This is a genomic window from Paenibacillus sp. PsM32, assembly GCF_030433815.1.
Taxonomy (GTDB): Bacteria; Bacillota; Bacilli; order Paenibacillales; family Paenibacillaceae; genus Saccharibacillus; species Saccharibacillus kyungheensis.
Map to the genome: position 1 here is coordinate 143,533 of NZ_JARUWY010000008.1, position 12,535 is coordinate 156,067.

At 39.0% G+C, this 12,535-nt stretch carries 11 protein-coding genes and 1 other annotated feature; of the genes, 9 read left to right on the forward strand and 2 right to left on the reverse strand.

The features are described 5' to 3' along the window. The first annotated feature begins 144 nt into the window (after nt 1-144). From QCD85_RS16065 to QCD85_RS16090, 6 genes are all read left to right on the forward strand, one after another. Nucleotides 145-2,352 (forward strand): stalk domain-containing protein, encoded by a 2,208-nt coding sequence (locus QCD85_RS16065; protein ID WP_301263214.1) that lies wholly within the window; start codon nt 145-147, stop codon nt 2,350-2,352. A 290-nt stretch (nt 2,353-2,642) separates the two neighbouring features. After that, nucleotides 2,643-3,161, forward strand: a complete 519-nt coding sequence (locus tag QCD85_RS16070; protein ID WP_301263215.1) for a Fur family transcriptional regulator — start codon at nt 2,643-2,645, stop codon at nt 3,159-3,161. Beyond that, nucleotides 3,158-3,439, forward strand: a complete 282-nt coding sequence (gene yidD / locus QCD85_RS16075) for a membrane protein insertion efficiency factor YidD (RefSeq protein WP_301263216.1) — start codon at nt 3,158-3,160, stop codon at nt 3,437-3,439. Before QCD85_RS16070 ends, yidD begins: the two co-directional genes overlap by 4 nt. A 40-nt stretch (nt 3,440-3,479) precedes the next feature. Beyond that, nucleotides 3,480-3,735: a binding site (T-box leader), on the forward strand. A 76-nt stretch (nt 3,736-3,811) separates the two neighbouring features. Beyond that, nucleotides 3,812-5,827 carry a methionine--tRNA ligase gene (gene metG, locus QCD85_RS16080; RefSeq protein ID WP_301263217.1) on the forward strand — a complete coding sequence of 672 codons (2,016 nt, stop codon included), beginning with the start codon at nt 3,812-3,814 and terminating at the stop codon, nt 5,825-5,827. A 182-nt stretch (nt 5,828-6,009) separates the two neighbouring features. Further along, complete coding sequence (gene mntR / locus QCD85_RS16085; RefSeq protein ID WP_069329089.1) at nt 6,010-6,435, forward strand: transcriptional regulator MntR; 426 nt, start codon at nt 6,010-6,012, stop codon at nt 6,433-6,435. 115 nt (nt 6,436-6,550) lie between these two features. Beyond that, complete coding sequence (locus tag QCD85_RS16090) at nt 6,551-8,206, forward strand: family 10 glycosylhydrolase (RefSeq protein ID WP_301263218.1); 1,656 nt, start codon at nt 6,551-6,553, stop codon at nt 8,204-8,206. A gap of 250 nt (nt 8,207-8,456) precedes the next feature. Here the strand turns inward: QCD85_RS16090 and QCD85_RS16095 are convergent, their stop codons facing one another. Then, complete coding sequence (locus QCD85_RS16095) at nt 8,457-8,843, reverse strand: hypothetical protein (protein ID WP_273612952.1); 387 nt, start codon at nt 8,841-8,843, stop codon at nt 8,457-8,459. A gap of 5 nt (nt 8,844-8,848) precedes the next feature. Continuing rightward, nucleotides 8,849-9,841 (reverse strand): DUF1385 domain-containing protein, encoded by a 993-nt coding sequence (locus QCD85_RS16100; RefSeq protein WP_274172352.1) that lies wholly within the window; start codon nt 9,839-9,841, stop codon nt 8,849-8,851. A 373-nt stretch (nt 9,842-10,214) separates the two neighbouring features. Here QCD85_RS16100 and QCD85_RS16105 point away from each other — a divergent pair, with 373 nt between their 5' ends. The 3 genes from QCD85_RS16105 to QCD85_RS16115 all read left to right on the forward strand — a co-directional run bounded on the left by QCD85_RS16105 (nt 10,215) and on the right by QCD85_RS16115 (nt 12,520). Then, nucleotides 10,215-11,291, forward strand: a complete 1,077-nt coding sequence (locus QCD85_RS16105) for a M24 family metallopeptidase (RefSeq protein ID WP_301263219.1) — start codon at nt 10,215-10,217, stop codon at nt 11,289-11,291. Nucleotides 11,292-11,453: 162 nt separating this feature from the next. Beyond that, nucleotides 11,454-12,011, forward strand: a complete 558-nt coding sequence (gene efp, locus QCD85_RS16110) for an elongation factor P (RefSeq protein WP_069329094.1) — start codon at nt 11,454-11,456, stop codon at nt 12,009-12,011. Between the two features lie 245 nt (nt 12,012-12,256). Continuing rightward, a complete protein-coding gene (locus QCD85_RS16115) occupies nt 12,257-12,520 on the forward strand; it encodes an RHS repeat domain-containing protein (protein WP_301263220.1) in 264 nt (87 codons plus the stop codon). The last annotated feature ends 15 nt before the right edge of the window (nt 12,521-12,535 follow it).

Below are 12,535 nucleotides of genomic sequence, written 5' to 3' on the forward strand. Positions count from 1 at the left end.
AACAGATACGCATGTTGTAAGGTTTCTTCAACAACAGAGAAACTTTTTAACGTTTGGTGCGTCTTATTAATGTGCCAATTCGGGGGAAAGACCAATGTTTTTAGATGTACAAGACAGTAAATTGCTATGAGAAGGAGCCTAATAATGAAATTCAAGAAGACGTTACTAATTGCATTACTCGCTGTAGCTCAGACTGTTGCGACTGTTCCAGGAGCACAAGTTCACGCTGCTGAAGGCGATGTGGATAGCAGTATCGTACAAGATGTATACAATGATACTCAAGGTGCTGTAGGAGACGATACTACAGTAACTGATCCTAATGCAGTTACAGATCCTAACGCAGTGACTGATCCGACGACAGATCCTGCTGGTACAGTACCCACTGTTCCGACAACACCACCTACTACAGTTACACCTCCAGTAACTACACCGACAACACCTACTGTGGTGACTGATGTGTATTCTGCTGGACCTAACAAAGTGATTTTTATGATGAACTCTAACCAGATTTATCAAGATGGTAAATTATACTTTTCAGATCAACCTATGGCTGTGAAAAGTGGAGTATCTTACGTATCGGTTCGCGCACTTGTGACCCGTGTCGGTCTGAAGCTTACATACGATGCTAAGACCAAAGAAACCATTATGCAAAAAGATGGTAAAGAATTACGCTTCAAAACAGACAGTAAGTACTACACTGTAAATGGTGTGAGCACTTTGATGAAAGGCCCAGCTTTTCAACAAAAAAATGTATTTATGGTTCCTTTGACTTCGATCACTCAAGCATTAAATATTCCTTATACTGTACAAGGTAAATTAGTGGTATTAGATCTAGTTGTCAAACCAACAGCTTCCTTTACTGTTTCACCTACTGCTATTTATGCAGGTCAAACATTGGTAACATACAAAACAAAATCTACCACTTCTGATGGCAGTCCTATCGCTAATGAGACATGGACAGGACGCGAAGACATTTTTGCAGAAGCAGGTCCTCATGTGATCACGTATTCTGTAATGGATTCATCCGGTCAATGGAGTGATCCGTACACAGTTACGATCAACGTACTTCCTCCTAACCAACCGCCAGTAGCGATGTTTAATACGAACCAAGAAACATATCGCATGGGTGAATTGGTAACTTATACGGATATGAGTACAGATGATGAAAATGCAATTAACCCAGATTTAACAAAATGGGATAATAAGCAATTAGCATTCTTTACACCAGGTCCACAGACGATTACATTAACAGTAACCGATAAACATGGTGCAACAGGCACATATAGCAAAACGATCAATATAACAGATCAAACATTGTATACAGCAGAAGATTTCTATCCGCTATTTACACCAACTGGAGATTCTTTCGACTTTAACGGTTCATTGATTCCAACATGGGCAACAGTAACAAATGCTCAAGTCACTGATGATCCAAGTCGTCTGATTCGTAGTAACAGCCCTGAGCGTGTTTTAACTAAAGGTATCGTATATCAAGAATCTGCTACAGGTGCAACACGCTTTATGGTGCATCATTTGAATGAAACAGGTAGTAGCAAAAAAATGTACGTGGTAGCAACGAACCCGAACGCTACACCAGCTACACTTAACATTCAAGCTGTTGGTTTTGGAGGACCTAATCCTTATGCTACAGCAGTAGGTAAAGTTTCTGTAAAACGTTACTTTGAATCCATGCAAAGTGGAGCAGATGCTCAATCTGTTGTTCTACAACCAGGACAAAGCCAAGTTATCTTTAATCAACTAAGTGCTACTGCAATGAAGAACGATACCGTTATTTCATTATTCGGCGATCTAGTAAGTGATTCTAACGTACAATACACAGTGATGATGATTGATGAAAATCAAGATCCTATCGCTGCACTTGCTACAGAACCTAAATTGGACCGCGATGGTATTCATAACCGTGGTACGTATGACAATGCTGTACGTAATATTCATGTAGCTGACTTGATCGGTAACACAACAGTTCGTATGCCTATCGGAGACAATAATAGTGACCCTAACTTAATGGGTACAGATCCATTGTCAATGACTGAAGCTTCTAACGCAGGTAACTTCGGTGTGTTATACAAAATCAAGTTAGATATGGTTGCACCTAACACAATGATTTCCTTTAATGCTCGTGGTGGTCGTTACTCTGGTTACATGTATGTAAATGGAGCAATCACAGCAATCAAAAATAGCGGTGCTGCAACAACAGCAAATGATAATGTTGTGCTTTATCGTACAGGAACATTAGATACCGAAGCAGTAGAATTGTGGTTTACAGCAGCGCCTGGTAGTAACTTGCCAGTCAACTTGTTATTCACACAATTGCCAGCTAAAAAACAATAATCGTTTTATCAAAAAGCCCGGGTCAGTTTTTACTGATTCGGGCTTTTTTGCTTGTTCTGATACAATCATTAACTTTTACTAGAATCAATTGACGATTGTGTTCAAATAAGGCATGATGGAGAAATGTGTAATGATGTTCCGATACGCTTCAATTAGTAACGCAATCGCCATAAACTTTTGACGAATAATTAAGCATCGCACACCGTTATGTTGTATAATAGTTATTATTACGAATAATACAATAATTCATGTAAACGATAAAAGATAGATTAGGACAGGAGGAATAACTCATGCTGTCGACAGAACAAATCATCGATACGATGTCAGCACAAGGGTTGCGGATTACAGATCAACGTCGCACATTAGCACGTTTATTTGCAGAAGCTCCCGGTTATCTGACCGCTAAAGATGTATATGACTATATGGGTAAAAAGTACAGTGGGCTTAGCTTTGATACGGTCTATCGCAATTTGCGTGTGATGCAGGAGCTAGGTGTATTAGAACAGATTGTTTTTGAAGATGGTGTGAAATTTAAAAGTCATTGCAGTCAAGATCATCATCACCATCATATGATCTGCTTACAATGTGAAAAAACGTATCCGATTGCTTTTTGCCCGATGGATATGACAGATATGCCTGAACAATTTGAAGTGGTCAAACACAAATTTGAAGTGTTCGGATATTGTAAAGATTGTCGTCAAGAAATGGGTGCTGGAGATGGCAAAGAAGGTCCCACTCTACATCTCAAACCATCCAAATTGATGTCTCATGAATATGATACTCATGAGCATGCAGGTAAAAGCCAGTGAAGCGCAAATTGAGTCGTCGTGCGGTTCAGGCGCCGATCCATGCGTATCGCAAATTCATTTCACCACTCAAACCACCAACATGTCGTTTTTATCCGACTTGTTCTCAGTATGCTTTAGAAGCGATTGATATTCATGGTGTCGTCAAAGGTGTAGGATTAGCTGCCAGACGGATAGGGAAATGTCATCCTTTTCATCCAGGAGGATTCGACCCTGTACCGCCTGCCAAATCGAAGGATACATCTTCTTCAGTCACTAATCAGGAACAGCAAAATGCTTGACAGGTGATTTGGAAGTTCGGTATATTCATAACATCAAATATTATTTCCTGTGAATGGATAAGTAGATGAAAAATGCACCAGTACAGAGAGCCGGAGTAGCTGGGAACCGGTATGGTTAGCGTCATCGAATATGGTCCGGGAGGAACTGTAGTCAAGCATATGTCACGTATACATATGTAAGGCTTCAGCGTGAACCAGCGTTAATGGGCAGTCTGCGAAAGACTGAAAGAGTCTACTTCTGTAAAGGAGTAGAGAATTTGGGTGGTAACGCGTGAGTCTATGCTCTCGTCCCATATAGGGGCGGGGGCTTTTTTGCGTCCAGATATGGAAATGAGAATATAGCAATTTCAACATATTTAAGGAGGAATTATAATGTCAGCCAAACCTACTTTTTATTTGACAACACCAATCTATTACCCGAGCGACAAATTGCATATCGGTCATGCATATACAACTGTAGCCGGTGATGCGATGGCTCGTTACAAACGCCTAAGAGGATACGATGTTCGTTATCTTACAGGAACAGATGAGCATGGACAAAAGATCGAACGTAAAGCGTTAGAAAAAGGACAGACTCCACAACAATTTATTGATGGTGTAGTAGAAGGAATCAAAAAATTGTGGGATCAATTAGATATTTCGTATGACGATTTTATCCGTACGACTGAAGAGCGCCATAAAGTTGTAGTTCAAGAAATTTTTGATCGTTTGCTCAAACAAGGTGATATTTATAAAGGTGAATACGAAGGCTGGTATAGTATTCCGGATGAAACGTATTATACAGAGACGCAAATTGTCGATATTGAGCGTAATGCAGATGGCGAGATTATTGGTGGAAAAAGTCCGGATAGTGGACATCCTGTAGAATTAGTTAAAGAAGAATCTTATTTCTTCCGTATGAGCAAATATGCAGATCGTCTATTAAAATACTATCAAGATAATCCTGAATTTATTCAACCTGAATCCCGTAAAAATGAAATGATCAACAACTTTATCAAGCCGGGACTTGAAGATTTGGCAGTTTCCCGTACTACGTTTGAGTGGGGCGTACAAGTTAAAGGAGATCCTAAGCATATTGTGTATGTATGGATCGATGCACTTTCTAACTACATTACAGCATTAGGCTATGGAACAGATAATCCAGAATTATTCAACAAGTTCTGGCCAGCAGATATTCATCTGGTAGGTAAAGAAATCGTTCGTTTCCATACAATCTATTGGCCGATTATGTTGATGGCGCTAGATCTACCATTACCTAAAAAAGTATTTGGACATGGTTGGTTATTGATGAAAGACGGTAAAATGTCCAAGTCCAAAGGCAATGTGGTTGATCCGGTAACTTTAATCAATCGTTATGGTCTAGACTCTCTGCGTTACTATTTGCTACGTGAAGTACCTTTTGGTTCTGATGGTACATTTACACCGGAGAGCTTTGTCGATCGTGTCAATTCAGATTTGGCGAATGATCTAGGTAACTTGCTTAATCGTTCGGTAGCTATGGTCGATAAGTATTGTAGTGGTACTATTCCTGCTTATCCAGGTCGTCTACTTGAAGTGGATGGAACATTAGAAGATATCGCTGCACAAACGATCGAGAAAGTAGAAAATGCGTTTGAAAACCTTGAATTTTCTGTAGCTCTAACAGCGATCAGTCAGTTGATTAGTCGTACTAACAAATATATTGATGAGACACAACCGTGGGTACTTGCCAAAGACGAAGCTAATCAACCGCAATTGGATTCGGTGATGTATCATCTTGTAGAGACATTGCGTATCGTTTCTGTATTATTGCAACCATTCTTAACACGTGCACCGAAAAAAATCTGGGAACAACTTGGCATTACAGAAGGCGAACTTACCGCTTGGGAAAGTATTCGTACGTATGGTCAGATTCCAGTAGGTACGACTGTTGTTAAAGGTGACCCTATTTTCCCTCGTCTAGATAGCAAAGAAGAAGTAGCTTATATCGTAGAAGCGATGGGTGGCGTATTAACAGCTGCAACTGAAACTACACCATCAACTACACCAGCTTCTGCACCTGTAGAAGTAGAAGAGTCACAAGCGCCTGAGATCAGTATTGACGACTTTGCCAAAGTTGAACTGCGCGTAGCTCAAGTGATCTCTGCTGAACCAGTTAAAAAGGCAGACAAACTGCTTAAATTACAATTGGATCTAGGTACAGAGCAACGTCAGGTTGTATCTGGTATTGCGAAGTTCTATACACCGGAAGAATTAGTAGGACGCAAAGTCATCTGCGTCACTAATCTTAAGCCTGTCAAATTACGCGGAGAAGAATCTAAAGGTATGATTTTAGCGGCTTCTCATGGCGATCAATTGACACTAGTTACAGTTCCAGACGGTATGCCGAACGGTGCGATTGTGAAGTAAAAGTATTTTCAAAAGATAAGTAAAGACCTTCCGTGGAACAGCATATATGGTGTACACATGGAAGGTTCTTTCTATCGTTTGAATCGCGTGCAAAACTTGCCAACTCATGCGAATTAAATGTATGATTATTGAATCAATATTTGCTAAATGAATACAGTACGTAGTGAAAAAGGGGGAGCAAGATGCCAACGCCCAGTATGGAGGATTATTTAGAGCGCATTTATAAATTAATCGATCAAAAGGGATATGCGCGTGTCTCGGATATTGCAGAAGGGTTAGAAGTACATCCTTCGTCCGTTACAAAGATGATCCAAAAATTAGATAAAGATGAATATTTGATTTATGAGAAGTACCGGGGATTAGTGCTGACAAGCAAAGGGAAAAAGATGGGCAAACGCCTTGTAGAGCGCCATCAATTACTCGAAGATTTCCTGAATGTTATCGGTGTTAACCCGGATTATATATACAAAGATGTAGAAGGTATAGAGCATCACCTGAGTTGGAATTCGATCACTCAAATTGAAACATTGCTAGAATATTTCCGTCGTGATCCGTCACGTGTGGAAGCGCTACAGAATCTACAAAAAGAGCTGATTAGCGACTCGTAAGGCAGGCATCTGTCGATCACTTGGCAGATGTCTTTTATTTTGTTCGCAACTTTGGTAACTGTCAGTCGTCTAATGTTATAAGCACCAAGCAACGATTTACTGGAGGTTTGAATTTATGAAAATGGTTCGTTTTATCGCTGTATTTTTAGTCATGTTGATGATTGTCCCTTCGATCAGTAGTACACTTCACGCCGCAGATTCGGATATTAAGATCATGCTAGATGGAGAACAGATACAAGGGGATGCTGCTCCTTACATAACCAGCAAGAGCAATGTAACGATGGTTCCTTTGCGCTTAGTGAGTGAAAATTTAAAAGCCAAAATCGTCTGGAATCAATCGACAAGTACTGTTACGATTACCAGCGATAAGCAAGTGCTGGTACTGACTTCCGGTCAGAATACGGCTACGATCAATAATAAATCGGTTAGCTTAGATGCTTCGGTTGAAATGAAAAACGGTCGTGTGATGGTTCCGCTACGTTTTATCGGGGAAGGTCTCGGTCTTGATGTTAATTGGGATCAAGCCAACCAAACGGTAAATCTAGCAACAAGTAGCTATCAAGGTACAGGTAGTAAAAATAACAGTAGCAAGCCTTCTACACCACCTACTACCAATACAGGAACAACAGATAATAGTAATAGTGGAAAAGCTCCAACGAGCACCGTAGCCAAAGATGGGCTTCGTGGTGCATGGATCTCTACTGTCTACAATCTAGACTGGCCGGCTACATCCGGTGCAACCAAGCAAAAGCAAGAATTTTCAAAATTGTTAGATGATCTACAAGGTATGGGGATTAATGCAGTATTCGTACAGGTTCGTCCTGCTGGAGATGCATTGTACAAATCTTCACTGATGCCATGGTCAAAATATCTAACCGGAACACAGGGCAAAGATCCTGGATATGATCCATTAGAGTATATGGTTGCTGAAGCTCATAAGCGTGGTATGGAATTCCATGCATGGTTTAACCCGTTCCGCGCAACAACCGATGCGAATACAAGCAAATTGGCAAGCAACAATGTAGTACTCAAACATCCTGACTGGGTGATTAAGTTCGATAATAAATATTATTTGAACCCGGGAATTCCAGCTGCTCGTCAATCGGTTATTGATACAGTGATGGAAGTTGTGAATAACTATGATATTGATGGTGTACATTTGGATGATTATTTCTATCCATATTCAGAAACCGCTTCGAACAAGTTCGGCGATGATAGCACCTATGCTAGTTACAACAGTGGTAAGTTCAAAACAAAAGCGGATTGGCGTCGTGGAAATATTAACAGTTTTGTTCAACAACTAAATACATCGATTCACAATTCCAAACCTGCTGTGAAGTTCGGAATCAGTCCATTCGGTGTATGGCGTAACAAATCTTCAGATATTACAGGTTCAGATACCAAAGCAGGCGTAACAGCTTACGATACAACGTATGCAGATACCCGCACATGGATCAAAAATGGTTGGATCGACTATATTGCTCCGCAAGTATACTGGAGCATGACACTTCCTGTAGCTCGTTATGATAAAGTAGTAGACTGGTGGGCAAATGAAACCAAAAATACAGGTGTCGATCTGTATATCGGTCAGGCGCTTTACAAAATCAGTACACCAGAAATTGGCTGGAACAGTTCTAATGAAATCATTAACCAGCTCAAATACAATGAGAAATACAGCAATATCAAAGGTAGTATTTTCTTCAGTGCTAAAGATTTGAAAAAGAATCCGCAAGGCGTATTAGCAAAATTACGTTCATACTGGGGATTATAAGATAGTATAAGATTACAAAAAAGGGATTTTATCAGCCGGATACTGAGGCGATAGAATCCCTTTTCTATGATTAAAAAAGTAACATCGATAAATATAGAACATTAAAATCTGAGAACATAATACCTAGATAACAAACAAAAAGCATGATCTATTCCTTTGTAAGAAGGAACAGTCATACTTTTTTTATAGATATAAATAGCTTTATGATAATAATTGCTATAGTGAACGGATCTGGATTCTATTCATTAATCTAGTGAAATTTTGGAGCTTCATCATCATCTTTTCCTTTATTGCCTTGAATCACTTGAAAAGGATAGCTCTTTTTCGGTTTGGATGAATGACTGCTGGATGGTCTAGCAGAAGTTGTTTTGTAGCTATTTTTCTGTGATCCATTCATTTTAGCCATGGTGCGTGCAGAAGGTTTGACTTTGGGGCCATTGTAACTTCGACCAGACATACCAGAAGTAGAACGCAGAACCAAAAACAATACAACAATTAAGATGATCGGTACAATAAGATTCGCCCAATTATATGTTGCAGGAGAAGCCACCATTTGGAATATTTCAAGAAACAGCCCGACCGCACCCAGTAACATAGCTACTCCAAAAACAATCAGTTGAACAGGTGATTTTCTCATTTTTATCATCCTTTCACAGGGTCAGGCGAAGAAGTGGTAACAGCAGAATGAACATGCTGTTGTTCAAGAGCAGCATCTAATTCACGCATGCGGTTGAATGAAGCAATAGAGACTTCAATTTGATCCAGTGTCGGTTCTTTTGTTGTTAACAACTGTAACCACAATCCGGGATATCCCAAATAGCGTAATACAGGTACTTCACGCAAGCTATTTGTAAATTTCAAAAATTCAAACGACACACCAATCACGACAGGCAACAAAACGATACGTTGGATAATACGCTCAGTTAGACTATCCCAACTGAATAGTGCGTAGATAATCACTCCGATAATAACGGTTAATATAATAAAACTGCTTCCGCAGCGATAATGCAGACGACTATACTTTTGCACATTTTCCGGTGTTAATTCTTCACCATGTTCATAAGCTGTAATAACTTTGTGTTCAGCACCATGATATTGAAACAGTCGCTTAATCATAGGTGTCTGTGAGATCGCCCAGAGGTAGATCAACAGCAGAACAATTTTGATAACTCCTTCAAGCAACGTATGCAGTGCATGATTGTCAAAAGCTTTTCCAAATAATAAACTTTCGACAAACACAGGAACCAGTGTAAAAACAAGCTTACCTACGATTAAAGAAAGAATACCGACTACTGCCACACCAAGCATCATACTAAGACTCATTTTCGATTCTTCTTTTTGCTTCTGCTCTGCGTATTCTTCAGGGCTCATCTGATCTTCGGAATAAGCATCAGCAGCATAATTCAGATGTTTGGAGCCTTTGGCACTTGAATCAATCAAACTTATAATTCCTCGCAACAATGGAATGCGGCGTAATGTTTTGACCCATGACTTATCCTGTCTAGGTACTTCTAAAAAGGTGATCTCACCATCTTTACGTCTTACAGCGGTCACATTCACATTTTTTCCACCGAACATAACGCCTTCTATTACTGCTTGGCCGCCATAGCTCGGAGGAGCAGATTGTTTTGACAAGTACAGTCACCCTTCCGTAGTTCGACATTATCGTGACTCACGAAATGCCTGATCAAGCTTATCTGTTCATTGATCATAGATAGAAATAAGCTTATCCTTTAATTGTAGCGGATTTAGCTGATTTTTACCAGAATACACTATGAGAAAGCCTAGAGAGAACAGATAAGATATTGTACTGCCTATTCTCAAAATTGCAATTCGTATGGTAAAATAATTTTTGGCTATTTCTCAGTTTACATTTGTCCAAAATGATCACAATACGACGATACAAAGAACCAAGCGAAAGTAAGATATTTTGCTTTGCAAAGATTATTTTTGATTTCACTAGAAGACGTCGTATTTTATTCTAAAACGCTGAAGGGGAGAGATGTAATTGAGTACACAACGTTTAAATAAGTTACGTCAAGCAATGCAAGAGCAACAATTAGAGGCATTGTTAATTACAAGTAGTGTGAATCGCAGATATTTGACAGGGTTTACAGGTTCTGCGGGTTATGTGTTAGTGACTGCACAGGAAGCTTACTTATTGACTGATTTCCGTTATATGACTCAAGCGCCAGAACAAGCCACAGCTTTTTCAGTTGTTGAACATTCGGCAAATGTAGTCGATACGATGAAAGAATTGTTGTCCAAAGGCAATATCAGTAAGCTTGGATTTGAACAAGATTTGGTGCCTTATAGCAGATATGCAATGTACAGCAAACATTTAGCACCAGTGGAGCTGGTTCCTGTATCCGGCATCATGGAAGAGATTCGTAATTTCAAAGACGCTGAAGAAATTGCTATTATCGAAAAAGCGACTGATATCGCAGATCGCACATTTAGCCATATCCTGAACTACATCAAACCAGGTGTAACAGAGCAAGAAATCGAACTTGAAATGGAATCCTTTATGCGTCGTCAAGGAGCAACAGGGACTTCATTTGAGACGATTGTCGCTTCAGGTGAACGTTCTGCTTTGCCTCATGGCGTAGCAAGCGAAAAAGTAATCGGTGAAAATGAATTTGTTACTTTAGACTTTGGTGCAATTTATCAAGGATATGTATCTGATCTAACCCGTACTGTATTTGTAGGTATACCAACTGAAAAGCATCTTGAAATTTACAATATCGTACTAGAAGCACAACTGAATACGCTTAAACACTTAAAACCAGGTATGAGCGGTAGAGATGCAGATGCACTGGCACGTGATGTTATTGCTTCTCATGGTTACGGTGAAGCATTTGGACATAGCACAGGTCATGGTATCGGTATGGAAGTGCATGAAGAGCCTCGCTTGTCTAAAATGAGCGATACGGTATTATCTCCGGGTATGGTCGTAACCGTAGAACCGGGCATTTATATTCCAGGGTTTGGCGGCGTGCGTATTGAAGATGATGTATTAATCACAGAAGATGGTATTCGAGTATTAACTCATTCCACCAAAGAACTTACGATTTTACCGGTATAACGAAAAGATTGTTCTGTCATGCAGGATGATGACTATCTTTTGCCGAATAAAATACCTGTATATGATGATATAGTATCCGATTGTTATGGGGTATAGTACAATATATAGGCTTCATAGAATTATGCAAGAGACCAGCTTTACCACATCTGAGGAGGCGTTATTTTGATTTCAGTAAATGATTTTAAAACAGGTTTGACCGTAGAAGTAGAAGGTAATATTTATTCCGTTTTGGAATTCCAACACGTAAAACCAGGTAAAGGCGCAGCATTCGTGCGTTCTAAATTGAGAAACTTGCGTAACGGTAACGTAGTAGAACGTACTTTCCGTGCAGGTGAAACGATTGCTCGTGCTCAAATCGAGAACCGTGGAGTTCAATACTTGTATGCAAGTGGTGACGAGCATGCATTTATGGATAACGAAACTTACGATCAATTCGAATTGAACTCCAAGCAATTGGAATGGGAATTGAAATTCTTGAAAGAAAACATGACAGTTAATATCGTTAGCTATCAAGGTGAAATTCTTGGAATTAACTTGCCAACAAGCGTAGAGTTAGCTGTTACAGAAACAGAGCCAGGAATCAAAGGTAACACTGCAACAGGCGCAACTAAAAATGCAAAATTAGAAACTGGACACACTGTTCAAGTTCCTATGTTTATCAACGAAGGTGACGTTCTAATCATCGATACTCGTGAAGGTAAATACGTTTCTCGCGCGTAGTTAAAAGGAATAAATAAGTTAAATATGTCTAAATAGTGAAGGATGAATAGTATGATGCTATTCATCCTTTTTTTTGTTCAATAAAAATACAAAATTATTAATAAATCCAATATATATACACAGAATAGAAAGAAATATATTACAAAATACGACAAAATAATTTATTAATTATCAATATAATACATATTATTAAGAATAAAAATATTCTTGTAAATTCATAACATAATTAGGAAGGAAGTTTAAAATTGAAAAAAATGGAATGTAAACGAAAATTAATAAACAAAGAGGATACATCAATTTTTGGAAGTATTCGTATAACAACAGCTTGCATAGTTATAATTTCATCCTTGATTACATTTTCTCCTTCTGTAGAAGCGGCAAACAATAAAAGTTATAAGTATGATTCCAGTGGTCGTCTATTATCAATAACAGTATCTAATTATCAAATTGTATTTAGTTATGATAAAAACGGAAACTTATTAAAAAGAGCTATTAAACCTATAAAATGACAGATATTTTCTAAA

Bases quoted from the DNA above. Each gene is read 5' to 3' on its own strand.
- metG (WP_301263217.1), top strand. From the start codon at position 3,812: ATGTCAGCCAAACCTACTTTTTATTTGACAACACCAATCTATTACCCG.
- QCD85_RS16070 (WP_301263215.1), top strand. From the start codon at position 2,643: ATGCTGTCGACAGAACAAATCATCGATACGATGTCAGCACAAGGGTTG.
- QCD85_RS16090 (WP_301263218.1), top strand. From the start codon at position 6,551: ATGAAAATGGTTCGTTTTATCGCTGTATTTTTAGTCATGTTGATGATT.
- QCD85_RS16065 (WP_301263214.1), top strand. From the start codon at position 145: ATGAAATTCAAGAAGACGTTACTAATTGCATTACTCGCTGTAGCTCAG.
- QCD85_RS16095 (WP_273612952.1), bottom strand. From the start codon at position 8,843: ATGAGAAAATCACCTGTTCAACTGATTGTTTTTGGAGTAGCTATGTTA.
- mntR (WP_069329089.1), top strand. From the start codon at position 6,010: ATGCCAACGCCCAGTATGGAGGATTATTTAGAGCGCATTTATAAATTA.